General features: G+C 72.8%; 22 protein-coding genes and 1 riboswitch. Of the genes, 8 read left to right on the forward strand and 14 right to left on the reverse strand.

Translation table 11 applies throughout. The features are described 5' to 3' along the window. Nucleotides 1-213: 213 nt before the first annotated feature. Nucleotides 214-870: a DUF1345 domain-containing protein gene (locus SA2016_RS20000; protein ID WP_066501667.1), complete on the forward strand. Its 657-nt coding sequence runs from the start codon at nt 214-216 to the stop codon at nt 868-870. Nucleotides 871-912: 42 nt separating this feature from the next. Here SA2016_RS20000 and SA2016_RS20005 read toward each other — a convergent pair whose 3' ends face one another. From SA2016_RS20005 to SA2016_RS20015, 3 genes are read right to left on the reverse strand one after another with little or no spacing between them, the layout of a single operon-like run. Further along, complete coding sequence (locus SA2016_RS20005) at nt 913-2,208, reverse strand: M18 family aminopeptidase (protein ID WP_066501669.1); 1,296 nt, start codon at nt 2,206-2,208, stop codon at nt 913-915. 34 nt (nt 2,209-2,242) lie between these two features. Beyond that, nucleotides 2,243-2,980 (reverse strand): glutamine amidotransferase, encoded by a 738-nt coding sequence (locus tag SA2016_RS20010; RefSeq protein ID WP_066502966.1) that lies wholly within the window; start codon nt 2,978-2,980, stop codon nt 2,243-2,245. Continuing rightward, nucleotides 2,949-3,452 carry a hypothetical protein gene (locus tag SA2016_RS20015; RefSeq protein ID WP_141305490.1) on the reverse strand — a complete coding sequence of 168 codons (504 nt, stop codon included), beginning with the start codon at nt 3,450-3,452 and terminating at the stop codon, nt 2,949-2,951. The genes SA2016_RS20010 and SA2016_RS20015 overlap by 32 nt, the downstream gene beginning before the upstream one ends. Nucleotides 3,453-3,618: 166 nt before the next feature. Between SA2016_RS20015 and SA2016_RS20020 the strand changes: the two genes are divergently transcribed. After that, the gene (locus tag SA2016_RS20020; RefSeq protein ID WP_066501674.1) at nt 3,619-5,049 is read left to right on the forward strand and encodes a hypothetical protein; all 1,431 of its coding nucleotides are present in this window, start codon (nt 3,619-3,621) and stop codon (nt 5,047-5,049) included. Between the two features lie 20 nt (nt 5,050-5,069). Here the strand turns inward: SA2016_RS20020 and SA2016_RS20025 are convergent, their stop codons facing one another. Further along, nucleotides 5,070-5,366 carry a hypothetical protein gene (locus tag SA2016_RS20025; protein WP_141305489.1) on the reverse strand — a complete coding sequence of 99 codons (297 nt, stop codon included), beginning with the start codon at nt 5,364-5,366 and terminating at the stop codon, nt 5,070-5,072. 8 nt (nt 5,367-5,374) lie between these two features. Further along, entirely contained in the window at nt 5,375-6,091 is a 717-nt protein-coding gene (locus SA2016_RS20030; protein WP_066501677.1) for a GAF and ANTAR domain-containing protein, read from the reverse strand. A gap of 310 nt (nt 6,092-6,401) precedes the next feature. Between SA2016_RS20030 and SA2016_RS20035 the strand changes: the two genes are divergently transcribed. Beyond that, nucleotides 6,402-7,607 (forward strand): S53 family peptidase, encoded by a 1,206-nt coding sequence (locus SA2016_RS20035; protein ID WP_066501679.1) that lies wholly within the window; start codon nt 6,402-6,404, stop codon nt 7,605-7,607. Between the two features lie 88 nt (nt 7,608-7,695). Here the strand turns inward: SA2016_RS20035 and SA2016_RS20040 are convergent, their stop codons facing one another. The 6 genes from SA2016_RS20040 to SA2016_RS20065 all read right to left on the reverse strand — a co-directional run bounded on the left by SA2016_RS20040 (nt 7,696) and on the right by SA2016_RS20065 (nt 14,656). After that, nucleotides 7,696-9,075, reverse strand: a complete 1,380-nt coding sequence (locus tag SA2016_RS20040; RefSeq protein WP_218030584.1) for an LLM class flavin-dependent oxidoreductase — start codon at nt 9,073-9,075, stop codon at nt 7,696-7,698. Nucleotides 9,076-9,142: 67 nt separating this feature from the next. Further along, nucleotides 9,143-10,486 carry an MFS transporter gene (locus tag SA2016_RS20045; protein WP_066501685.1) on the reverse strand — a complete coding sequence of 448 codons (1,344 nt, stop codon included), beginning with the start codon at nt 10,484-10,486 and terminating at the stop codon, nt 9,143-9,145. 38 nt (nt 10,487-10,524) lie between these two features. Further along, nucleotides 10,525-10,641: riboswitch (SAM riboswitch) on the reverse strand. Nucleotides 10,642-10,865: 224 nt separating this feature from the next. Further along, nucleotides 10,866-11,582 (reverse strand): response regulator, encoded by a 717-nt coding sequence (locus SA2016_RS20050; RefSeq protein WP_066501686.1) that lies wholly within the window; start codon nt 11,580-11,582, stop codon nt 10,866-10,868. Continuing rightward, a complete protein-coding gene (locus SA2016_RS20055) occupies nt 11,579-12,814 on the reverse strand; it encodes a sensor histidine kinase (protein WP_066501689.1) in 1,236 nt (411 codons plus the stop codon). Before SA2016_RS20055 ends, SA2016_RS20050 begins: the two co-directional genes overlap by 4 nt. A gap of 7 nt (nt 12,815-12,821) precedes the next feature. Then, nucleotides 12,822-13,685 (reverse strand): hypothetical protein, encoded by an 864-nt coding sequence (locus SA2016_RS20060; RefSeq protein ID WP_066501692.1) that lies wholly within the window; start codon nt 13,683-13,685, stop codon nt 12,822-12,824. Continuing rightward, on the reverse strand, nt 13,682-14,656 hold the full coding sequence (locus SA2016_RS20065; RefSeq protein WP_084249679.1) for an ABC transporter ATP-binding protein: 975 nt from the start codon (nt 14,654-14,656) through the stop codon (nt 13,682-13,684). Before SA2016_RS20065 ends, SA2016_RS20060 begins: the two co-directional genes overlap by 4 nt. A 226-nt stretch (nt 14,657-14,882) precedes the next feature. On the opposite strand from SA2016_RS20065, the gene SA2016_RS21635 reads away from it, so the two are divergent. From SA2016_RS21635 to SA2016_RS20085, 4 genes are read left to right on the forward strand one after another with little or no spacing between them, the layout of a single operon-like run. After that, complete coding sequence (locus SA2016_RS21635) at nt 14,883-16,436, forward strand: efflux RND transporter periplasmic adaptor subunit (protein WP_066501693.1); 1,554 nt, start codon at nt 14,883-14,885, stop codon at nt 16,434-16,436. 7 nt (nt 16,437-16,443) lie between these two features. Beyond that, nucleotides 16,444-17,193, forward strand: a complete 750-nt coding sequence (locus SA2016_RS20075; RefSeq protein ID WP_066502975.1) for an ABC transporter ATP-binding protein — start codon at nt 16,444-16,446, stop codon at nt 17,191-17,193. Beyond that, nucleotides 17,190-18,419 (forward strand): ABC transporter permease, encoded by a 1,230-nt coding sequence (locus SA2016_RS20080; protein ID WP_229710849.1) that lies wholly within the window; start codon nt 17,190-17,192, stop codon nt 18,417-18,419. The genes SA2016_RS20075 and SA2016_RS20080 overlap by 4 nt, the downstream gene beginning before the upstream one ends. A gap of 7 nt (nt 18,420-18,426) precedes the next feature. Continuing rightward, nucleotides 18,427-18,867, forward strand: coding sequence for a hypothetical protein (locus SA2016_RS20085; protein WP_141305486.1), 441 nt, complete (start codon nt 18,427-18,429; stop codon nt 18,865-18,867). A 16-nt stretch (nt 18,868-18,883) separates the two neighbouring features. On the opposite strand, the gene SA2016_RS20090 is transcribed toward SA2016_RS20085, so the two are convergent. Continuing rightward, nucleotides 18,884-20,419 carry a bifunctional phosphatase PAP2/diacylglycerol kinase family protein gene (locus SA2016_RS20090; protein ID WP_306505411.1) on the reverse strand — a complete coding sequence of 512 codons (1,536 nt, stop codon included), beginning with the start codon at nt 20,417-20,419 and terminating at the stop codon, nt 18,884-18,886. Between the two features lie 10 nt (nt 20,420-20,429). Then, entirely contained in the window at nt 20,430-21,653 is a 1,224-nt protein-coding gene (locus tag SA2016_RS20095; protein ID WP_066501695.1) for an MFS transporter, read from the reverse strand. A gap of 167 nt (nt 21,654-21,820) precedes the next feature. Between SA2016_RS20095 and SA2016_RS20100 the strand changes: the two genes are divergently transcribed. Next, the gene (locus SA2016_RS20100) at nt 21,821-22,066 is read left to right on the forward strand and encodes a DUF3072 domain-containing protein (protein WP_066501697.1); all 246 of its coding nucleotides are present in this window, start codon (nt 21,821-21,823) and stop codon (nt 22,064-22,066) included. 22 nt (nt 22,067-22,088) lie between these two features. On the opposite strand, the gene SA2016_RS20105 is transcribed toward SA2016_RS20100, so the two are convergent. Then, complete coding sequence (locus SA2016_RS20105; RefSeq protein ID WP_066501700.1) at nt 22,089-22,829, reverse strand: GAF and ANTAR domain-containing protein; 741 nt, start codon at nt 22,827-22,829, stop codon at nt 22,089-22,091. Nucleotides 22,830-22,937: the final 108 nt, after the last annotated feature.

The raw sequence follows: 22,937 nt of genomic DNA on the forward strand, positions 1-22,937 counted from the left end.
CCGTCCCCGCAGAGGGCGGGAGGTGGCACACAGACTGCACAAGTCTACCCGACGCGGGCTCGTCTCCCGACCGGCCGGGCACCTCCCCCGCGATCCACGCTAGCGCCGGCCGCGCGGCGTCGTGCGTGTGGAGAGCCCGATGTGGACGACACGCCCGAGACGCGGCTGTGGAGGGACGGCGGATTCCCAGACTCGGCTGCAAGGATCGGGCGCATGAAGCCTGACGCCGAGCTTTCGCATCGTGCCCGGACCGCGCGCCGCAGGGTCTGGATCATGCTGGCCACCGGAGTGGCCGTGGCCGTCCTGACCGGGATCTTCAGCTCGTGGTGGCACGCGCCCGCCGCGGGCTGGGGCGCGGCCGCCCTCGTCTACGACGTCTGGGTCTGGGTGCGCATCGCCCCCATGGACCCGGAGCAGACGCGCACCCACGCGCGCCAGGAGGACCCCCGCCGCAGCACGCGCGAGTTCCTGATCCTCAGCGCCAACGTGGCGGCGATCATCGCCGTGGTGATCGTCATCGTCTCCGGCAACAACGCCAACGGCCCGGCGAAGGCGGCCCTGGCCTTCCTTGCGCTCACCGTCGTGGCGGCCTCGTGGCTCATGCTGCACACGATCTTCACGCTCCGGTACACCGAGCTGTACTACGCGACCCCCGAGGGCGGCATCGACTTCAACCAGGACGAGGCCCCGCAGTACACGGACATCGCCTACATGGCCTTCAGCCTCGGTATGACCTACCAGGTCTCCGACACCGCTATCAGGAACCACGGCATCCGCGCGGAGGCGCTCAAGCACAGCATCCTCGCGTACGTCTTCGCGACGCTCATCCTCGCGGCGACCATCAACCTCGTGATCGGCCTCGCGGGCTAGGGTCCTCACACCGGCCCCGGCCCTCGAGCCCCGGGGCCCCGCTCAGCCGGCCTGGGCGAAGAAGCGCTCCACGGCCCTGGACAGCCGCCACGGATCCTGCACCCCGGCCAGCTCGCGGGCCGAGTGCATGGAGAGCAGCGGGATGCCCACATCCACCGTGCGGATGCCGAGGCGGGTCGCGGTGAGCGGACCGATCGTGGACCCGCAGGGCACGTCATTGTTGGAGACGAACTCCTGGTACGGCACCTCGGCCTCGCCGCACACCGTCGCCCAGAGCGCCGCGCCGGCAGCGTCGGTGGCGTACCGCTGGTTCGCGTTGATCTTCAGCAGCGGTCCGCCGCCCAGGAGCGGGTGGTTGGCCGGGTCGTGGCGCTCGGGGTAGTTGGGGTGGACGGCGTGGCCGGCGTCCGCGGAGACGTGCCACGACGCCGCGAAGGCACGACGCCGGTCGCCCGCCGAGGCGCCGAGGCCGTCGCCGATCCGGGCCAGGACGTCCTCGAGGAACGGGCCGGACGCGCCCGAGCGGGACGCGGATCCCACCTCCTCGTGGTCAAAGGCGGCGAGGACGGCAATCGGGGCCCCCTCCGCGTCGGTGGCCTCCGCGGCCTGCACGAGGGCCACGAGGCCAGCGTGCACGGAGGAGAGGTTGTCCAGCCGCCCCGAGGCGAAGAACTCGCCGTGGGCGCCGAAGACCGCGGGCTCCTGCGTGTCCGCCACCACGACGTCGAAGCCGCCCACCTCGTACGGGTCCACGCCGGCGGCCTCGGCGAGCACGCCGAGCAGGTCCTCGGCGGACGGGTCACCGAGGCCCCAGACCGGATTCATGTGCTGCTGCTTCCCGAGGGCGAGGCCCTCGTTGACCGCCCGGTCAAGGTGGATCGCGAGCTGCGGGAAGCGCAGGAGGGGACCGGTCGCGGCGAGGTGCTGCGCGCCGTCGAGCGTCACGAGACGGCCGGCGAGCCGGAGGTCCCGGTCGAGCCAGGAGTTCAGCAGCGGGCCGCCGTACACCTCGACGCCGGCCTGCAGCCAGCCGAGCCGGCCCGTGGTGGGCTTGGGCTTGAGCTTGAAGGAGGGCGAGTCGGTGTGCGCCCCGAGGATGCGGAACGGCGTGGTGGCCCCCGCCCCCTCCGGCACGGTCCACGCGATGAGCGCGCCGTCCCGGACCACGGCGTACTTCCCGGGGCCGCCGGGCCACGCGTCGATCTCGGAGAGGACCTCGAAGCCCTCCCCGGCGAGCCGCCGTGCACCCTCGGCGGCGGCATGGAAGCTCGACGGCGAGGCCATGACGAAGCGGCCGAGGTCGAGGGCGTGCGCGTGCGCGTGGGCGGCAGTAGGCATGCTGCGAGTCTAGCCAGCCCGGTTCACGCGCCGGTCAGTCCCCCACGGCGTAGCGGCTGACGAAGTTGTCCAGGATCTTCTGCGGCTCGCTCACGCGGGCGCCGCGCGCGCGTTCCTTGACCTGCTCGGCCTCGTGGGGCGGGAAGTAGCCCGAGTGCCGGTAGGCGTCGATGCGCCGTTCGAGGCCCGCCACGTCCAGCTCGGGGTGGAACTGGGTCGCGTAGAGGTTCCGGCGGAAGCGGAACATCTGCACCGGGCACGTGTCCGAGCCGGCGAGGAGCGCGGCGTGCGGCGGGAGCGTGCGGACGGCCTCCTTGTGGCCCACGAAGGCGTGGAACGCCGGTTGGAGGCCGGCGCAGAGGGGATCCCGGAGGCCGACGGCGCTCAGCCTCACCTTCACGGGCCCGACGGGCTCGCCGAAGTGGCGGTCGATCACGGCACCCATCTGGCTGCCCAGGAGACCGACCCCGTAGCAGGCGCCGAGGAACGGGAAGTCTGCCTCGACGATCCGGCGGAGCAGGACGCCGATCTCCTCCTCGACCCGGCGCTGGACCGGGTCCTTCTCCTCCCTGGGGTCCGAGGCGGTGAACGGGCTCCCGCCGAGGATCACCCCCGAGTAGTCCTCGAGCCGGATCTGGGGCAGGGGGCCGGCCTCGGCGCGGACGCGATGCAGGTGCTCGGGCTCGAGGCCCGCGTAGGCGCAGAAGGCCCGGTACTCGTCGTCCGCCACCTCGTCGTGGTCACGGGATGCCAGCAGAAGGAAGGGCCTCATGAGCATATTGTGGGCTCCCCGGCGCCCGGAGCGAAGCGGCGGCGCGGGCGGCAGCAGCGAGGGCGAGGACGGTGAGCAGGGCTGCCGCGATGTGCGCCACCACGAGGAGGTGGAAGTCCAGCGGCGCAGCCTGCACGGCGCCGGCCGGGGCCGTGGACACCGTGCCGTGGTGGGCGTGCCCCGCCGCGGGGAAGAGGGGACCGTCCGGACCGGCAAGCGCCGTGAACGCGAGGTGGAGGGCCTGCTGGAGGGCGCCGCTGCCGAGGGCGAGCATCCAGGGGGCGAGGGGCGCGCGGGCCACCGCGGAGGCCAACAGGCTCACGAGCACCACGAGCGCCGCGAGGACCCCCGCGGGCGGCGCGGCCCCGCCCGAGACGAGGTGGGCCACGAGCCCGAGGCCCACCGCCGCCGGGCCTCCGACCAAGGCCCATGCCGCCGACCTGCGGCGCCCGAGGCGCGATGTCCTGTCCATGCACAGCATTCGGAGCGAGGCGCCCCGGCGGATGGCGGCCCGGCGCCGCCCCGCATCGCGGACGTCATCTGGACGGGCTGGCCTTGCCCCGAGCGCGCCCGGGAAGACAAAGGAGGCGGAGCAGTCAGTGGAATGAGCCATGCGGCGACGTGCGGGTGGTGGGGATATGCCTGAGCGGGGGCCCCTGAGGGACCTGCAGTCGATGCTCCTCGGCATGCTCGGGGACCTCTCGGTCCGCCGGGTGCTCGAACGGCTCGCCGACTCGGCCCGGGACCTGGCCAGTGCCACGGAGGCGGTCATCCGGCTCTCTGCCCCCGACTGGGCGCCCCTCGTGGTCAGCTCCTCCTCACCGGAGCGGCGAGTGCCGGAGGACGGGGATCCCCCGCCCGGCGCAGATCCCCCCGGGACCAGTCCGTGGGATGCCGCCACGGACAGCGGGCGCACGCTCCTCTCCGTGCCGATCCGCGCCCACGGGGCACACCTCGGCGAGCTGTTCCTGACGGGCCGGGGCCCCTTCGCGCCAGAGGTCGAGGAGCTGATCGCAGCTCTGGCTGCGGCGGCCGGGGCCGCGGCGTGGAACGCCCGCCTCTACGAAGAGGCGCAAGGCCGCGAGCGATGGCTCGACGCGACGCTTTCGGTGACGGCAGACCTGGTCTCCGGACAGGGACTCGTGGCCGGACGCGAACTCGATCTGGTCGCAGGGCGGGCGCTGGCGGCCTCGCAGTCGACCCTGGCCCTGGTGGCGCTGCCGGACGGCGGGTCGTTCCGGATCGCCGCGGCCGCGGGGACGATGCCGTCGCCGACGCTTCTGGCCGTCCTCGCGGAGCGCCTGCCCCAGCCGACGGGGCACGCGCAGGACGGCGAGGCCGCGATCTGGCTCGGGACGGACGCTACCGAAGGCCTCGGCCCCCTGTTGGCGGCGCGGCTCGGCCGCAGCCCGGCGCCGGGCGTGCTGCTGCTGGCACGGAAGGAGGGCTCGTCCTACACGCGACCCGACGTCTCCGCCGCGGCCGTGTTCTGCTCCAACGCTGCGCTGGCCCTGGGGATGCGGGCCCGCAGCCTGGGCGGGGAGGCGCTGGCCGCAGACCGTGCCCGCATCGGCGACGGCGTGCGCGAGCGGATCGTGCCGCGTCTGCTCTCGGCCGGCCTGAGCCTGCGGCAGCTCGCTCTGCTCGCCCCGGCGGCCAGCGCCGCGGCACTCGTCGAGGAGGTTTCCCGCCAGCTCGACACGGCGGTGCAGAATCTGCTGCAGACAGGCGAACTGTTCGGGACCGGGCACCTCACGCAGGGGGTCGAGGCGGCGTCCTTCTCCGCGGAGCTGCTCGCCGCGGTGAGCGCCTCTGCTGACGCCGCCGGCGTCGAGGCGCAGATCACGATCCTCGGATGCACGGAGGTGGTCCCTGCCGACGCCGCGGGCCGGCTGCTGGCGTTGGTCAACGAGGTCGTTGCTGCCGCAGGGGAAGCTCAGTCCGGCGCACGGGTCGACCTCACGGTGTCCGCCGAGGAGCAGGCCGCGGAGCTGGTGGTCCACGGGGAGGCCGCCACCGCCCGGCGGCGCATCAGGGTCCCGTTCGCCCACCCGTCCTCCCCGGCCTGACGGCAGGAGCTCCCGGAGGGTCAGCGGCCGTCCGGCGCCTCCCCCTGGCCCGGGTTCCGCTCTCCGTCCAGCCCGCGGCTGTAGGGCGCGTCGGCTGCCCCGCCGGCCAGCTCGTTCACGGCGTGGGAGACCAGGTCGCGCTGGACCGCCGGCAGGGCGAGCACCCCGTTGAGGTAGGCGTCTACCTCGTACTCGCCGGCGTCACCGGCCAGCCCGAAGTAGCGCAGCCACACTTGCCCCGGGGTCAGGCCCGCCTGGTCCATCGCCTCGCGGGTGAGTCTCCATTGCCGCGCGTCGCCGTCGTGTCCCGTGTCCATCCCGGGCCTCAGAGGACAGGGCGGCCGGCGACGATGTCCTGGGCGGTGTCGCTGAGGGCCCGCTGCTCAAGTCGGGAGAGGTCGATGATGCGGGAAAGCGCCTCATCGGGACCGAGCCGCTCCCGTTCCATGATGATCCCGGTGGCCATGCGGATCGCGTCACGGTCGGCGATCGCCGCCGTCATCAGCGCGCTCGCCCGCTGGGCGGCGTCCCGCGCCTGCAGGTTGGCCAGCATGATGGCCGCGGGACGGGCCAGCATCTCGAGGAGGCGCAGGTCGTGCGCGCTGAACATCCCGGCCTTGTCCGAGTAGACCTTCATTGCCCCGATGGGGGTCCCCCCTGAGATGAGGGGTGCGCTCAGCGCCGAGCGCAGGCCCAGCGAGGCGGCCGCCCGGGTCCAGAGGGGCCAGCGCGTCTCGGTCCCGATGTCCTCGATCGTCTGGCTCGTGCCCTCGGCCCAGGCACTCAGGCAGAGGCCCTGCCCCATCTCGTACTGCAGGCGGTCGGCCTCGAGGACCACCTCGTCGGTCGCGCCGGTGCTGGTCTTGCGGCCGCGCCCGTCGATCAGGGTGGCCCCGGCACCGGAGGCATGCGGAATGGCCTCCTTCGCCGCCAGGGCTAGGGACTGCACGGCCTCCTCGGCCGACTCCCTCGTCAGCAGGAGGTCCGCGAGCCGCGCCGTCAGCCAGGCCAGCTCCTGCGCGAGCGGGAAGTCGTCCGTCATCGGCGGTGCCCCCTCGTGCAGCTCAACGCGTCCATGGTCGCCTCTCGTATCGCACAAAGGATCGTACAGAGCCAGTCTCGCGCATCCGGACCCGATCAGGAACGGCGCCGCGCAGGCCTCGGTATCAGCTCCGGATGAGCTGGGGGTCCCACCTAACTGAGAGTTTGCTGGCAATCCTGTTCGCGCTCTTGTCGCGGTGCCGGAGGCCTGCGAGTCTCGGTTCGTCGGCGTGACGGATCTTGTCAATTTTGCGGAGGGCCCGTCTCCCCCGGCGTCACCATCGCGTTGTCCCCAACCAGAAGGGCATGACATGAGGAAGCTCCTCGCCGCAGCGGCGGCAGGCCTGCTGCTCGCGGGCGTCGCCGCCGCGGCTCCGGCGTCGGCATCACCCGGGCCGAACCAGCACTCGGACCGCTCGATCCAGGTGTGCGCAGCGCCGCGCGCCGGCGACGCCGCGTGCACCGCCCGGCAGGCGGCCGACCCGGCGGGCAAGCCCATCACGGGCAACGCCGCCCCGCCGTCCACGGCCCTCACCCCCACCCAGCTGCAGAACGCCTACAAGCTCACCGGCGCGACCTCCGGAGGGCGGACGGTGGCCATCGTGGACGCCTACGGGTACCCGAACCTCGAGCGGGACCTCGGAGTGTACCGCCAGCAGTTCGGCCTTCCCGCGTGCACCTCCGCTAACGGCTGCCTCACCGTGCGCAACCAGACCGGCGGCACGAGCCTTCCGCGGTTCGACCTCGGCTGGTCGCAGGAGCAGGCACTCGACGTCGACGCCGTCTCCGCCGCCTGCCCCGACTGCAAGATCGCGGTCTTCCAGGCCAAGTCGGCGAGCTTCGCGGACCTCGGCACGGCCGTGCAGACTGCGGCCAAGACCCCCGGCGTCGTGGCGATCTCCAACTCCTACGGCGGCTCGGACGCCGCGGACGCGACCTATGGCAAGTACTACAACTTCCCGGGCATCGCGGTGACCGCGAGCACCGGGGACAACGGCTACCAGGGCGGGTCCTACCCGGCGTCCTCGAGCTACGTCACGGCGGTGGGCGGCACCTCCCTCACGGCCGCCTCGAACACCCGCGGCTGGTCCGAGTCCGCGTGGAGCGGCGCCGGCTCCGGCTGCTCGACGTACAACGCCGCCCTCCCGGCGGCCGCCCCATTCAACACCGGGTGCGCGAACCGGGCCATGGCGGACGTCTCGGCCGCGGCCGACCCGAACTACGGCGGCCTGGCCGTCTACTACCCGACCTCGAGCACGTCCTCGACGTGGGGCCAGTTCGGCGGCACAAGCGAGTCCTCGCCCATCATCGCCTCGGTGTACGCCCTCAGCGGCACCACGGGCTCCGCAGCGACGGGAACGTACGCGAACTCGATCCCGTACGGCCACTCCTCGAGCCTGTTCGACGTGACGAGCGGCTCGAACGGCACGTGCCCCACGTCCCAGTGGTGCACCGCCGGCGCAGGGTGGGACGGCCCCACGGGCCTCGGCACGCCGAACGGGGTGGGCGGCTTCTAGCCACCTGCGCTGAGGGGTCGTGTCCCTGCCGATCGCGGCAGGCACACGACCCCTCAGCTGTCGGGGCCGGCTGGCTCAGGCGAGCTGCTCAGGCGGTCGCGGGGACGACGCCGGCCACGCGCCGTGCCGGGTGGTCGGCGGCGAGGCGCGGGCCGGCTCCCAGGACGGTCCCCCGGAACGTCGCTCCGGGGGCAGCCTCGGCGAGGAGCCCGCGACGGCGCAGCTCGGGCGAGACGAGCCGGGCGAACTCGAGCAGGTCTGCCGGCCGCACGGCCGAGGTCAGGTTGAACCCGTCCACGCCGCCCTCATCGGCGAAGCGCTCGAGCTCGTCCACGACCGTGGCCGGCGAGCCGACGATCACCGGCCCTCGGCCGCCGATCGAGACGAACTTCGCGACCTCGCGCAGCGTCCACGTCCGCTCCGGGTCCAGGAGCGTGAACTGGGCGAGGGCGGACTGGTTGGCCTCGCTCCTGATGTACGTCAGCGGCGCGTCCTGGTCCAGCCCTGAGAGGTCCACGCCCGTCCAGCCGGCGAACAGCGCGAGCGCGGCGTCGGTGTCCACGTAGGACTCGTACTCGGCGAGCTTCGCGGCGGCGGCCTCGTCCGTCTCGGCCACGATCACGGTCGCGAGGTTGAACGCCTTCACGGAGTCCGGCGCGCGGCCGGCGGCGGCGAGTTCCGCCCTGAGCCCGTCGGTGAACTTCTTCGCCTGCGCGGGCGTGGAGCTGGAGAAGAACACGGCCTCGGCATGCTTCGCGGCGAAGGCCTTGCCGCGGGCCGAGGCGCCGGCCTGGAAGAGCAGGGGGGTCCGCTGCGGGGAGGGTCCGACCAAGGCGGGGCCGGGCACCCGGTAGGCGTCGCCGTCGTGCGCGATCCCGCGGACCCCGGCGGGGTCGGCGAAGAGGTTCGCGGCGGCGTCGGCGACCAGCGCGCCGTCGTCCACCGAGCCCTCCCACAGCTTGTAGACCACGTCCATGAATTCCTCGGCGCGATCGTAGCGCTCATCGTGCGGCACCTGGGTGTCGAGGCCGAGGTTCCGCGCGGCCGACTCCTGGTAGGAGGTGACGATGTTCCACGCGAGCCGGCCGCCCGTGAGGTGGTCCAGCGTGCCGAACCGGCGGGCCAGGAGGTAGGGGTGGTCGTAGGTGACGGAGGCGGTGACGCCGAAGCCGAGCCGCTCGGTGGCCGCCGCGAGGGCGGACACGATCAGCAGCGGGTCGAGGGCCGGGTACTGGACCCCGCCGCGGACGGCCGCGTCGGCGCTGCCGCCGTAGACGTCGTACTGGCCGAGCACGTCCGCGAAGAAGATCCCGTGGAAGCCGCCGTCCTCGAGGGCCTTGGCGAGCCCGGTCCAGTAGCCCAGCTCCGCGAAGCGGTGGGCCTGCGAGTCGGGGTGTCGCCACAGGCCCGGCGACTGGTGCACCGGCACGAGCATCTCGAACGCGTTCAGCAGCAGGGGCTTGGTCACGGGGTTCCTTCCGGATTCGGGTTCCGTGGGCGGGGACTTGGGGGGGCGGACGACGGCGGGCGGCGCCTCAGGCGCCCGCTCCGCCCTCCGCGGTGGCCGGCTGGGCGGCGCGGAGGCCGACCGGGTCCTTGGCGGCGAGGGCCGCCGCCGTGGTGAGGACGCCGAGCACGGCGAACCAGCCGCACACGAGCCACGGCGCCCCGCCCCCGGCCTGGAGCAGGGCCGCGGCGACGAGCGGGGTGACCGCCGCGGAGAGCACGGTGCCGACCTGGTAGCCGAACGAGACTCCCGAATAGCGCAGCTCGGTGGGGAACTGCTCGGCGAACCACGCGGCCTGGGGGCCGTAGATCGCGTCATGGAGGATGTTCATCCCGACGAGGAGCACGAGCGGGAGGAAGGCCAGGCTGCCATGGTCGAGGAACCAGAAGAACGGCCAGATGAGCACCACGACGCCCACGGACGCCCCGACGGCGATGCGCCGGCGTCCGATCCGGTCGGAGAGCCAACCCCAGAACGGGCCCGAGAGCAGCCCGATGGCGGAGACGATGAGGATCGCGGCCAGGCCCGAGGTGGTGTCGTGGCGGCGGTCCTTGAGGTACCCGAGGATGTACACGGTCATGAGCGTGTAGATGGCGGGCTGGACGAGCCGCATACCGATGGTCACGAGGATTCCGCGCGGGTGCTCGCGCAGCACGCGCGCCACGGGCCGGGCCACGGTGCGCGCGGCATCCTTGACCGCCGTGAACTCCTCTGCGTCGGTCACGCCCAGGCGGATCCACAGGCCGATCAGGACGAGGACGCCGGAGAGGAGGAACGGCAGCCGCCACCCGAACGACTGGAACTGCTCAGGGGTGAGGAACCCCTGCGTGAGCGCGTACGCGCCGGTGGCCAGGAGCATGCCGGCCGCCGAGCCCACCTGCGTGAACGAGCCGAAGAGTCCGCGCCGGCCGGCCGGGGCGTGCTCGACGGAGAGCAGCGCGGAGCCGCCCCACTCGGCGCCGGCGGAGAGGCCCTGGATGAGCCGGAGTCCCACGAGTCCCACCACGGCGAGGATGCCGATGGAGGCATAGTTCGGCAGGACGCCGATGAGGGTGGAGGCGATGCCCATGGTCAGCAGGGAGGCCACGAGCAGGGCCTTGCGGCCGATCCGGTCCCCGAGGTGGCCGGAGATGACGCCGCCGAGGGGCCGCGCGATGAACCCGACCGCGTAGGTGGCGAACGAGGCCAGGACGCCCACGAGCGGGCTCGCGTCGGGGAAGAACTGCTTGTTGAACACGAGGGCCGAGGCCGTGCCGTAGAGGTAGAAGTCGTACCACTCGATGGTGGTGCCGACGAACGCCGAGGCGAGGATGCGGCGCTTGGCGCGCAGGGCGGTGCCGAGTCCCGGCTCGGTTCTCAGGAGGGTGGCCATACAGGTCCTCTTCGGGTCGCGGCGCGAGGCTCGCTCAGGCGCCATACTTACGGCGCCGGGGGCCCGCGCGCCGTCGAATCCTCACCTGGGGCACCCCACTACAGCCGGAGGGTTGCCGTCCGGCAAGCCAGGGCTTGATGCCGGAACTCTTGATTCTTCGCCCAGTCTGCCGGTGGGCGCCCCGCCTGACGAAACGCACCCGTCACGGAGGTTCACACTCGCCCCACCCCGCCTTCTGAAGGTCACCTCCTGAAGGTCACCTCCTGAAGGTCAGCTCCTGAAGGTCAGCTCCTGCGGGAGCGACCCGCTGGACCTGACTTCCAGGACGTGACTTCCAGAAGGTGACCTTCAGGAGGTGACTTCCAGACGGAGGGGGGACTCAGTAGTCGGGGTTGCTCGGGATGATGAGCCCCGTCTCGTACCCGTACACGACCGCCTGCACCCGGTCGCGCAGGTGCAGCTTGGTCAGGATCCGGCGCACGTGGCTCTTCACGGTGGCCTCGGAGAGGAAGAACCGGTGCGCGATCTCCGCGTTGCTCAGGCCCTCGCAGATGGCCCGCAGGACCTCGAGTTCGCGCGGCGTCAGCTCCTTGAGCAGGGGGTCCGGGGCGGCGCCGCCGTTGCTCCGGGCGGGCGCGCCGCCGCTGCGGACGTAGGTCTCGAGGAGCCGCTGGGTCACGCGGGGGCTCACGACGGCGTCCCCGCTGGCCACGAGCCGCACGGCCTGGACGAGTTCGGCGGGCGCCACGTCCTTGAGCAGGAACGCCGAGGCGCCGGCCTGGAGGCCGGAGAACGCGTACTCGTCGAGATCGAAGGTGGTCAGGATGATGACGCGGGCAGGGCTGTGGGCGGCGGCGATGCGCCGTGTGGCCTCGATGCCGTCCATGACCGGCATCCGCACGTCCATGAGCACCACGTCGGGGCGCAGCGACTCGGTGAGCTTCACGGCCTCGGCGCCGTTGCCGGCCTCGCCGACCACCTCGATCCCGTCCTCGGACTCGAGGACGAGCCGGAAGCCCATCCGCAGCAGCGGCTGGTCGTCGACGAGCAGGAGCCTCAAGGGCCCCTCGCCGTGGTGGTGCTCCGTCTCGCTCATGCGTCCCCCTCCGCCCAGTGCTGCTCGTCCACCAGCAGCTCGGTCTCCACGACCCATCCTCCCCCGGCCCGCGGGCCCGCGCGGAGGGTGCCGCCGTAGAGGGCGGCCCGCTCCCGCATCCCGGCGATGCCGGCTCCCGTCCCGAGGCGAGGCCGCGCGCCGTCGGCCGCCGCGCCGTCGTTCTCGATCCGGACCCGCACGGTGCTGCCCTCGCGTGCCACCTCGACCTCGACGCGGGAGACCCCGCGCCCGTAGCGGAGCGCGTTGGTCAGGGACTCCTGGACGATCCGGTAGACGGCGAGCTGGAAGGCGGGGTCCGCGGGCGGGGCGGCCCCGGTGAGTGTGAGGACGGCGGGGAGCCCCGCGGTCCGGAACCCGGCCACGAGCGACTGCAAGCTCTCGGTGCCGGGGGCGGGTGCGAGGCTTGCCTCCGATGCCGGCTCGCGGAGCACCCCGAGGACGCGGCGCATGTCCGCCAGGGCGGTGCGCCCGGTACGGGACAGCTCGCCGAGGACCTCCTGGGCCCTGTCCGGGTCCTTCGCGGCGATCTTCGCGGCGCCGTCGCTGAGGGCGACCATGACCGTGAGCGAGTGCGCGACGACGTCGTGCATCTCCCGGGCGATCCGGTTGCGCTCCTGGACGGAGGCCAGCTCGGCCCTGCGCATGGCCCAGGCCCGGATCTCGGCCTGGTGCTCGCGGGTGCCGCGGACCCAGGCTCCGAGCCCGGCGGCGAGGACGTCCATGAGCAACACGGAGACCGCGGCGACCAGGCCCACGTAGCGGGCGTTCTCCGGGACGGCGGGGCCGCGGGGGGTGTAGACGAACGCGTAGTAGACGGAGGCGGGGACCGAGGCGAGCACGGATGCGCCGAAGGCGACGAGCGCCGGGGCTGAGACGGCCACGGCGTAGAGCGCGAAGAAGACCGCCGCGCTCATGACCGAGCTGTTCGGGGACTGGTAGAGCAGGGCGGCGTCGATCGCCACGGTCACCACCAGCACGGCCCACGGGGACCGGCGCCGCCCCAGCAGGGCCGCCTGCTGGACGGCCAGCAGGGCCAACCGCCACCAATTGCCGTGCAGGGCGTACTCGGCGAAGAGCGGCCCCGCGAGGAACGCGGCCGCGGCGACGACGATCCAGTCCATCGCCACGGGACGGTCGGCCAGGTACGCGCGGACGCGGCCCCGCCGTGGCGGGACCGCGAGGGCGAGCGCCTGCGCGCCGGGAGCGTGCACGGTCCTCCTACACGTCCCGCTGCTTGAGCGTGGTGAAGGCGGCGAAGAGGAGCACCACCACATAGGCGGCGATGACCAGCGTGCCCTGCCAGGGCTCGAGGAGGGAGGAGTCCAGGGGCTGGCTGGACCCTGCCTCGAGCATGGACTGGAACGCGTTGGTGGGGAGGTACTTGCGTGCCTCCTTGAAGAAGTCGTTCGGAATGAGCTGGAAGATGATCGGGAGCACGAACAGCACGGCCACCAGCGTGACGATCGCCCCGGCGGAGTTGCGCAGGAGTGCGCCGAGCGAGAGCCCCATGAGGGCCACCGCGGACACGTAGGCCGCGCTGAGGAGCATGATCCGCTGGACGTCCCAGCTCGCCATGTCGAGGCTCAGGCTGTAGTTGCCGAGGATCGGCTGGGCCACGAGGCCGCCGAGGTAGGCGCCCGCGTAGGTCACCGCGAACCCGACCACGACGGCGTAGACCGCCTTCGCGGCGAGCACGGGCCAGCGCCTGGGGACCGCGGCGAACGTCGCCCGCGACATGCCGGAGGTGAACTCCGCGCTGATCAGGAGCACGGCGAGCGAGCCGACGATGAGCTGCGAGAAGGTCACGCCTGCATCCGGAAGGTGCGGGAGCAGGGCGGTGACGTTGATGGCCTCGCGCGGATTGGTCACGGTGCCGCTGTGCTGGGCCTGGGAGACCTGGCCGAAGCCCCACGCCTGGAGCGCCGCGAAGCCCATCATGAGCGCGACGGCGCAGACCAGGAGGATCCGGGTCGACAGGAGCGAGAGGAGCTTGATCCGCTCGGAGGCCAGGACCCGGAGGAAGGTCGGGCCGGCGAGGGCCGGTGCCGCGGAGCGGCGGGCGTGCTGGACTGCGGTGCTCATCGGTGCGCCTCCTGGGTCTGGGCGGGGGTGGCCGCGGCGGGCAGGCTGGGCGCGTGGCCGGCATCGGGACGGTCGGAGCGGTACTCGACGTCGTCCTTGGTGAGCTCGAGGTAGGCCTCCTCGAGGCTCGCCTGCAGCGGCGTGAGCTCGTAGACCAGGATGCCGGCGCCGAGCGCGGCCTGGGCGATCTCGCGCGGCCCGAGGCCGGAGACCTCGAGGAGCTCGCGCTCCTGGGTCTGGATGCTCACCCCGTCACGGGCCAGCAGCGCGGCGAGCTGCTCGGGGCTATCCGTGCGGACCCGGGTCCGTGCTCGGCCCTCGCCGTTGAGGATCTCCTGGATCGGTGCGTCCGCGATGATCTTGCCGCGGCCGATCACGATGAGGTGGTCCGCGGTCTGGGACATCTCGCTCATGAGGTGGCTCGAGAGGAAGACGGTGCGCCCCTCGGAGGCAAGGTACTTGACGAGGTTGCGGACCCACAGGACGCCCTCGGGGTCGAGGCCGTTGACGGGCTCGTCGAGCACCACGACCTGCGGGTCGCCGAGCAGGGCCGCGGCGATCCCGAGCCGCTGCCCCATGCCGAGGGAGAAGCCCTTGACCTTCTTCCGTGCCACGGCGCCGAGGCCGGTCATCTCGATGACCTCGCTGACGCGCGAGACCGGGATGCGGTGAGTGGCGGCGAGGGCGCGCAGGTGCGTGTAGGCGGTGCGGCCGGGATGCACGGCGCGCGCCTCGAGGAGGGCGCCGATCTCCCGCAGCGGTGCCCGGTGCCTGACATACGGCTCGCCGTTGACGGTCACGGTGCCGCGGGTGGGCGCGTCGAGCCCCATGATCATGCGCATCGTGGTGGACTTGCCGGCACCGTTGGGGCCGAGGAAGCCGGTGACGCGGCCCGGCTGGACGGTGAAGGTGACCCCGTCCACGGCCGTCTTGTCGCCGTAGACCTTGGCCAGGTCTTGCGCCTGGATCATGACATTCCCCTTCGTGTTCGCATGGTTCCACGCTAGGGCGGCCACCCGGGCGGGCGCGACGACCGCGGGGATGAACTCGCGCGTCCCCCCGTGGGCGGTGCTCCTCCTCAAGGATGAGTCTGGGCGGAGGAACCCGCGAGGAAAGGCAGGACACACCCACACCTGCCACAGCCCATCCTCGGCCCGGCCACAGCCTGCGCATAGCCTCGCGCCCTAGGTTTCACCCGTGAACCGTCGCACCCTCGTCATCAACAGCGCCCTCGGGGCGGCTGCCCTCCTCCTGAGCGGAGGGATCTGGGCGACCGTCGCCGCGACGGCGCGCCCCGCCAGCAGCGTCAGCAGCCGCACGGTCTCCGTAGCGCGCGCCTCGCTCCAGCAGACTGCCACGGCCTCGGGGAATGTCTCGTCGGCCGCGACCACCACGGTGGGGACCGGCAACTGCTCGGGCGCCGTCACGGCCGTCAAGGTTGCCATCGGCCAGACCGTCAAGGCCGGTGACGAGCTGGTGGACATCGACCCGACCAACGCGCAGAACGCCGTCGACTCGGCCCAGGCGCAGCTCGACGCGGCCTCGGCGCAGACCGGACAGCAGGCAGCCAGCGCGGCGAACTCGGTGGCCCAGGCGCGCCAGCAGCTGGCCAGTGCCCAGCAGACCCAGGCGCTCGACGTGCAGCAGCTGGCGGCCTCCGTGGCGGCCGCCCAGAAGCAGGTCGACGCGGACCAGGCCACGCTCACGCAGGACCAGGCCACGGCATCGGCGAGCCCGAGCAGCACGCCCGCAGCCAATGCGCTGACCGCGGCGCAGGCGCAGCTGGCCAAGGACCAGCAGTCCCTCACCCAGGCCCAGAACCAGCAGGCCTCCTCGACCCTCAAGGACCAGCAGCAGGTCGCCGGGGCGGGCGTCTCGCTCAGCTCGGCGCAGAACGCCCAGGCCAATGCGGCGCCCGCGAACGTCACGAGCGCCCAGATCACGCTCAAGACCGCCCAGGACAACCTCGCCGACTGCGTGGTCAAGGCCCCCTCGAACGGCACGGTGACCGCCATCGGTGCGGTGGTGGGCGCGAACGCGTCCGGGGGCTCCTCGGGCGGTTCGAGCGCCTCCGGGGCCGGGTCTGCGGCCTCCGCCGGAAGCACCGGCGCGTCGTCGTCCGGCGCTGCCGGGTCCGGATCGGCGGCGGGCCTCGTGACCCTCACGGACGCCGGCCACCTCCAGGTCACGGCGGCCTTCTCCGAGTCGGACGTCGCGGCCATGAAGGCGGGCCAGGCCGCGACCCTCACCTTCCCGGCCCTGAAGGCCGACGCCGGCGCGCCGCCGGTGACGGGGACCGTCACCTCGATCGCGGCGACCTCCACGACCACCAACGGCGTCGTCACCTATGCCGTGACCGTCTCGATCGCGAACCCGCCGGCGGCCGTGCGCCTCGGCGAGAGCGCCACGGTGGCGGTCACGACGGCGTCGGCCGACAACGCGCTCGTGGTGCCGACCCTCGCGATCACGACTGCGGGCACGCGCCAGACGGTGACCGTGCAGCGCAACGGTGCGGACGTCCCGGTGGCCGTGACCACCGGCGTGACGGCGAACGGCCGCACCCAGATCCTCACGGGCTTGGGCGAGGGGGACCAGATCGTGCTCCCCAGCGTGACCGGCACCACGGACACCTCGACCCAGAACCCGCGGGGCCTCTTCGGCGGGGGCTTCGGCGGCGGCGCCGGGGGCAACGGCGGCGGCGGGGCGCGAGGAGGCACGAGTGGCGGCAGCAACTCCGGCACCGGCCGCTGATCCGGGCATGAGAGAGCTCGAGTACGCACGGCCGGCGGCACGTGCGGCCGCACACCGGTCGCGGCCCGTGATCGCCCTCGAGGACGTCAGCAAGGTCTACGGCCAGGGCGAGGCCGAGGTCCGGGCGCTGGACGGCGTGGGCCTGAGCATCGGCCGCGGCGAGTTCGTGGCGATCGTGGGCGCGTCCGGGTCGGGCAAGTCGACCATGATGAACATCATCGGGTGCCTGGACGCGCCGACGGGCGGGAAGTACCTCATGGACGGGATCGCGACCGGCGAGCTCGACGAGTTCCAGCTCGCCCAGATCCGCAACCGCAAGATCGGGTTCGTCTTCCAGAGCTTCAACCTCATCCCCCGCACGCGGGCCGTCGACAACGTGGCGATGCCCCTGGCATATCGGAAGGTGGGCCGGCGCGAGCGGCACGCCCTCGCGCTCGAGGCCCTCGACGCCGTCGGCCTCTCCGCCCGCGCGGGCCACCTGCCCTCGCAGCTCTCCGGCGGCCAGCAGCAGCGCGTCGCGATCGCCCGCGCCCTCGTCGGCGAGCCGGTGCTCCTCCTCGCGGACGAGCCGACCGGGGCGCTCGACACCAGGTCCTCGCACGAGATCCTCGATCTCTTCGACGCCCTGCACGCCCGCGGCCGGACGATCGTCATGATCACCCACGAGCCGGAAGTCGCCGCCCGCGCCCAGCGGGTGGTGCGGATGCAGGACGGACGCATCGTCGAGGACTCTGCACCGTCGGGAGGCAGCGCGTGATCGCCGAGTCCGTGCGCTTCGCCCTCTCAGGGATCGCGGCGAACAAGATGCGCTCCGTGCTCACCACGCTGGGAATCGTGATCGGCATCAGCGCCGTCATCACGCTCCTCGCCGTCGGGGCCGGGACGTCGAACATGATCAAGGAGCAGATCGGGCGCCTGGGCACCAACGTGCTCACCGTGAACCGCGCCGTCGCGACGGGCGGACGGGCCACCGGCGGGAGCGCGACCGCGACCCGCACCCGGTCCACCTTCCTCACCCTCGCCGACCAGCAGTCCCTCGACGACCCGGTCCTCGCCCCGGACATCGCGACGACAGCCCCGGTGGTGCAGGCGCAGTCCGTCACCGCGGCGCTGGGCTCCTCGACGCACTCGATCGCCTCGACGCTCGGGACCACGCCGTCGTACTTCGGCATCACGGCGTTCAGCGCCGCGGCCGGGCGGGTGCTCGACGACGCCGACGCCGGCCAGCCCGTCGTCGTGCTGGGCAACAGTGTGGCCGTCGACCTGGCCCAGGACGTGTCCACCCTCGTCGGGCAGACCGTCTCGCTCAACAGCCGCAACTTCACGGTGGTCGGTGTCCTCGCCGCCAAGGGCACGAGCGGGCTCAACGACCCCGACGACGTGGCCATGGTCCCGATCGACACGGCACAGGGCGCCTTCACCGGCTACACCCAGAGCCTCTCCTCCATCGCCGTGCAGGCCAAGAGCGCCGACGTCATGACCCAGGCGCAGAACGAGATGCAGCAGATCCTCGATGCCCGGCACCAGGTGACGCCGGACACCCGCGACTACCAGGTGCGGAACCAGGCCCAGGTGCTCTCGACCGCCACCTCCACCACCCAGACCCTGACGATCCTCCTCAGCGCGGTCGCCGGGATCAGCCTCCTCGTCGGCGGGATCGGGGTCATGAACATCATGCTCGTCACCGTGACGGAGCGGACCAGGGAAATCGGAATCCGCAAGGCCATCGGCGCCACGCGGGGCAACATCGTGCTGCAGTTCCTCGTCGAATCACTCATCATCTCGGTCCTCGGCGGCATCGCGGGCATCCTCCTCGGGTTCGGCGCCTCCGGCTTCCAGTTCTTCGGCATCCAGCCGGAGGTCCAGTGGTGGACCGTGTGGCTGAGCGTTGCCGTGTCCGCAGGGATCGGACTCGTGTTCGGCATCTATCCGGCCAACAAGGCCGCCAAGCTCCGTCCCATCGACGCCCTCCGCTACGAATAGAGCCCCCATGAACGAGCACACGCCAGAATCCACTGTTCCCACCGAGCGCATGGCCGTCGGCGGGTCCGCGGAAGCAACCGAGGCGTTCACCCTTCCGCAGGCGTCCGTTCCGGCCCCGTGGGGCAGCCCCCTGCCGGCGCGCGAAGAGGGGCTCCTCCCCTCCGACGACGCGGACGAGGCCTTCGACGAGCCGTTCGTCCCGGCGCCCCGGTGGCGCGCGGGAAGGCTCACCAAGGTCCTGGTGTGCCTGTGCCTCGTGCTCGCGGGCGGCCTCGGCGGGGCGGCGCTGCAGAAGTCCGTGGATGCCCGTACCGGCCTGACCGGCCGGGGCCAGTTCCAGATCAGCTCGCAGAACGGTGCGGGAGGCGGCAACGGCGGCTTCGGCGGCCGCAACCGCGCATCCCAGAGCACGGGGACCGCACCGGCGCCGGCTCCGTCGGCCCCCTAGGTCCTCCGAGGAACGGTCAGCCGGCGGCCCGCGGCGAGTACACCGTGAGGGCACCCCGCTCCACCCGGACGGTGGCGCGCCGGACTCCGGGGACCACCTCGCCGTCCACCGCAAGGACCAGCGGCCGCCCGAGGGCCGCGAGTTCGACCTCCTCGGCATCCCACTCGTGCAGGGCCGGGCTCCGCTCGGCGGTGCCCGTGACCAGGGCCGTCAGGAGCCGGAGCCGGGCGAAGCGGGGCCGGGCGCTGGCGGCACGGAGGTCGAGGACGCCGTCGTCCAGGATGGGGCGCTCGAGCGGCGCGATGTCGCGGGGCCAGTAGCGGCCGCGGCCGATGTAGAGGGTCCACACCTTGCGGCGGACGCCGTCGATCTCGAGCCAGGTGGGGGTCGAGGCGCCGAAGGTCCGCAGGGCCGCGAGCGTGCCGGCCGCGCGCTTGGGGAGCCAAGGGAGGCGGCGGCGGAGATGGTCCCGCCGCCGGACGAGGTTGGGGTACACCCCCACGCTCGCCGTGTTGAGCATGACGACGCGGACCTCCTCGGGTGCCTCGGGATCCCCGCGCTCGGCCCGCACGCGGCCGAGGTCGCACACGAGCGCCGTCCCGGCGTCCACGGCGTCGGCGACGTCGGCGCCCTCGAGCGCTCCGAGGTCGCGGGCGAAGTGGTTGAAGGTCCCGCCCGGCAGCACCGCGAGGGGCATGCGGAGGTCTGCACACACTCCGGCCACGGCGCCCACCGTGCCGTCGCCGCCCCAGACGCCGAGGGCGCGAACGCCGGACGTCGCGGCAAGGGTCCGCGCGACCTCGGCCGCGTCGTCGTCCTCCCCCACCTCCTTGACCATCGCGGAGGGGAAGAGCTCCCGCACCCTCGCCGCGGAGTCAGTCCCGGCCGGACCGCTGGCCGGATTGAGGACGACGGCGAGCCCCTCCCCCCGCTCGAGGGCGGGGGCGGGGGCGGGGGTCGTCCGGGCGGGCGGCGCGGTCTCGAGGCGGGCCCACCAGGTGCGCGTCACGAACGCGGCGCCGACGCCGCAGGCGGAGCCGAGGACGACGTCGCTGGGCCAGTGCGCGCCCGTGTGGACGCGCGAGTAGGCCACGCCGGCGGCCAGTGGGACGAGCGCGGCGCCGAGCGGCGGGCTCAGCAGCCCGACCCCGGTGGCGAAGGCGAAGGCGGAGGCCGAGTGGCCGCTCGGCAGGGACGAGCTCGTGGGCTGGGGGCTGAGGAAGCGGTGCACCGGCAGGGCCGCAGGGTGGGGCCGGGTGCGGGGCAGGAGGCGCTTGGCGACGATGTTCACGCTCGCGGAGGCGAGCGCCACGGCCATCAGGCCGTGCGCGGCGGCCCGCCGGGACGGCCCCTTCTTCAGGGCCAGGCCCGCGGCGATGGCGATCCACAGCTTCGAGTGCGTGGCGGCCCGGGTCAGCCAGGAGAACGCCGGGTCCCAGGGGCCGCGCGGAAGCCGGGCGACCCGGTCGACCAGGGCGGTATCCATGCGCTGGACGGCATGGAAGGGCAGGCCGGGGGGACGGAGGTCGCGGAGCCTGCGGGGTCGCATCATGGCGGCCAGCCTACTGCGCCGCGCCATGTGCTGGGCCTTCCTTCCGGGTCACGCCGGCCAGGGCGAGGGCCACCAGGATGGGCACGAGGATCGCGAGCAGCGCATGCCGCAGTCCGAGATGGTCGCCGAGGAAGCCGAGGAACGGCGGCCCCGCCAGGAAGGCGATGTAGCCGATGGTCGAGACGACCGAGACCCGGGCGGCCGCCCGTCGGGGATCGTCGGCGGCCGCGGACATGCCCATGGGGAAGGCGAGCGCCGCGCCGAGCCCCCAGAACACGGCCCCGACAGCGGAGAGAAGATAGGTGCTTGCCAAGGCATATGTGGTCAGCCCGATGAGCGCCGAAAGCATGCTGAGGCGGAGGGCGGCCACCCGGCCGATCCTGTCGATGATCCGGCCCCCGAACCAGCGGGCCACCGTCATGGCGCCCACGAACACGGCGAAGAGGGCCGCGCCGGCGGCCTCGCTGGCACCCAGGCCGTCCACCACGCCCTTGGAGATCCAGTCGTTCCCCGCACCCTCGGTGAGCGTGGCGCCCAGGACCACCACGCCGATGAGCACGGTGCGGGGGTGGCGCCAGGCGTCGAGCACGCTGCCCTTCGGCGCGGCACCCTCGGGCGGTGCGGCTCCCTCGTGCGGCGACTCGTCGGCGTCGTGCGCGAGGAAGTACCGCGGGACGAGGACGATGATCACCGCGACGACCACGACGATCGCGAACAGGTGCAGCGCGAGGTCGATCCGGGCGGCGCTCAGCGCCGCCCCGAGGAGCGCGCCGAGGACGGCTCCCCCGCTGAACGCCGCGTGGAACTGGGGCATGACGGTGCGGCCGAGACGGTGCTCGACGTCCGCGCCGCCGATGTTCTGGGCGACGTCCCAGAAGGCGATGCCGCTGCCGAAGAGGACCATGCCCGCGGTGACGACCCACACCGAGTGGGCGAGCAGGCCGACGGCGATAACGGCTGCGGCGGTGATGGCCAAGGATCCGCCGAACCGGATGGTGGCCTTGAGCCCGATCCGGTCCACGATCGATCCGGTCAGCGGCAGCGACACGAGGGAGCCGAGGGCGCCGACGAGCAGGACCGCGCCCATCTCGCCGGTGCTCAGCCCCAGCGTCTGCGTCACGGACGGAATGCGGGCTGCCCAGGAGGCGAAGATGAAACCGTTGGTCCCGAAGATGACGAAGATGGCAATGGCGGCCCCGCGGACCGTCCCGGCCGAGTCCGTGCGGGTGCTCATGCGGCGCCCACCAGTGGCCCCGAATCCGTCGATCGCATGGGCCTACTCAATCACCCCGGGGTGGCGGGCTGCGCGCGCCGCGGCGGGGCGCCCGCGGATCGGCGGCTAGGACCGGGAGCTTCGCTCGGACGGTTTGGCCGCCTGCCCGCGCGGGCACAGGAGTCCGTATGAGTGACGACACCGAGACCCTCGGCAGCCCCGAACCCGAGCCACAGGGCGGACTCGACCGCGACCCGGGCGACTGGGTGACCGGCGACGAGCCGATGACTGCCGCCCAGCGCAGCTATCTCGACACGCTCGCGAGGGAGGCCGGGGAGGAGCTTCCCGCCGATCTCACCAAGGCGGAGGCCTCGCGGCACATCGACAGGCTCCAGGGCAAGAGCGGGCGGCTGTCGGAGGACCCCGGCCAGTAGCCTCGGCGCTGCCGGAACGCGCTCAGGCGCACTGGAAGCCGGTCGAGGGAGTGTCCGGGTCGCAGATGGACACGACCTCGAGCGCGACCTCCCTCAGCTTCCGGTTCCGGTGGTTGGACGCCTGGACCAGGATTTCCTTCGCCTCCCGCTGCGTGCAGCGGGACTGTCCCATGATGATGCCGAGGGCAAGGTTGATCGCGGTCCGCGAGTCGAGGGCGGCCATGAGGTCGCTGGAGAGTTCGCTCTCCGCGGCCAGGCGCAGGGCGATCTGGACGGCGATCGACGCCTCGGATGCAACGGCGGAGAGCTCCTCCCTGTCGGTCGCCTCGAAGGCGTCGCGCCGGATGCTGTAGCAGGTCAGTGCGGCATGCGCCCCAACCCCGAGCGGGATCGGGGCGGCCATGAGCGACCGCGGGCCATGGCCCCTGATCTGGGAGACGAAGCCCCTCCAGCGCTGCTCGGACCACAGGTCCGCGCTGCAGACGGCCACGCCGGTCCGGGCGGCCTCGAGGCAGGGGCCGTCGTCGGCTGCGAACTGGAGCTCGTCCCACCGCGACGCCTCCGGGTGGCTGGACGCGATGGTGGCCCCCCGCCGGCACCGCTGCAGGGTCACGCTGCAGCAGTCGGCGCCCCTGGAAGCCAGACGTTCGGCCGTGGTCTCCGCCAGCTGACCAAGGAAGGCCTGCAGGCCATCGCTCTGGAGCAGGGCCTCCTGCAGCTGGCGGGCTACACCGGGCCGCATCTCGATATTCTCGGCCGTCACCGTGCTGCCTCCTCACCCACGTCCTTCCGCGGCGGCGCTGCCCCTGTCCACACCTCCATGATCGGCTCGGCGTGCGCGATGCGCAACGATTGCGGTGGCGCATGGATC

Source organism: Sinomonas atrocyanea, from assembly GCF_001577305.1.
Lineage (GTDB): Bacteria > Actinomycetota > Actinomycetes > Actinomycetales > Micrococcaceae > Sinomonas > Sinomonas atrocyanea.

Coding starts and splice junctions, on each gene's coding strand:
- SA2016_RS20015 (WP_141305490.1), bottom strand. CDS start 3,452: ATGGACAGGACATCGCGCCTCGGGCGCCGCAGGTCGGCGGCATGGGCC.
- SA2016_RS20085 (WP_141305486.1), top strand. CDS start 18,427: ATGAACGAGCACACGCCAGAATCCACTGTTCCCACCGAGCGCATGGCC.
- SA2016_RS20095 (WP_066501695.1), bottom strand. CDS start 21,653: ATGAGCACCCGCACGGACTCGGCCGGGACGGTCCGCGGGGCCGCCATT.
- SA2016_RS20035 (WP_066501679.1), top strand. CDS start 6,402: ATGAGGAAGCTCCTCGCCGCAGCGGCGGCAGGCCTGCTGCTCGCGGGC.
- SA2016_RS20065 (WP_084249679.1), bottom strand. CDS start 14,656: ATGATCCAGGCGCAAGACCTGGCCAAGGTCTACGGCGACAAGACGGCC.
- SA2016_RS20045 (WP_066501685.1), bottom strand. CDS start 10,486: ATGGCCACCCTCCTGAGAACCGAGCCGGGACTCGGCACCGCCCTGCGC.
- SA2016_RS20020 (WP_066501674.1), top strand. CDS start 3,619: ATGCCTGAGCGGGGGCCCCTGAGGGACCTGCAGTCGATGCTCCTCGGC.
- SA2016_RS20100 (WP_066501697.1), top strand. CDS start 21,821: ATGAGTGACGACACCGAGACCCTCGGCAGCCCCGAACCCGAGCCACAG.
- SA2016_RS20000 (WP_066501667.1), top strand. CDS start 214: ATGAAGCCTGACGCCGAGCTTTCGCATCGTGCCCGGACCGCGCGCCGC.
- SA2016_RS20075 (WP_066502975.1), top strand. CDS start 16,444: ATGAGAGAGCTCGAGTACGCACGGCCGGCGGCACGTGCGGCCGCACAC.
- SA2016_RS20025 (WP_141305489.1), bottom strand. CDS start 5,366: ATGGACACGGGACACGACGGCGACGCGCGGCAATGGAGACTCACCCGC.
- SA2016_RS20060 (WP_066501692.1), bottom strand. CDS start 13,685: ATGAGCACCGCAGTCCAGCACGCCCGCCGCTCCGCGGCACCGGCCCTC.
- SA2016_RS20090 (WP_306505411.1), bottom strand. CDS start 20,419: ATGATGCGACCCCGCAGGCTCCGCGACCTCCGTCCCCCCGGCCTGCCC.
- SA2016_RS20050 (WP_066501686.1), bottom strand. CDS start 11,582: ATGAGCGAGACGGAGCACCACCACGGCGAGGGGCCCTTGAGGCTCCTG.
- SA2016_RS20005 (WP_066501669.1), bottom strand. CDS start 2,208: ATGCCTACTGCCGCCCACGCGCACGCGCACGCCCTCGACCTCGGCCGC.
- SA2016_RS20010 (WP_066502966.1), bottom strand. CDS start 2,980: ATGAGGCCCTTCCTTCTGCTGGCATCCCGTGACCACGACGAGGTGGCG.
- SA2016_RS20030 (WP_066501677.1), bottom strand. CDS start 6,091: ATGACGGACGACTTCCCGCTCGCGCAGGAGCTGGCCTGGCTGACGGCG.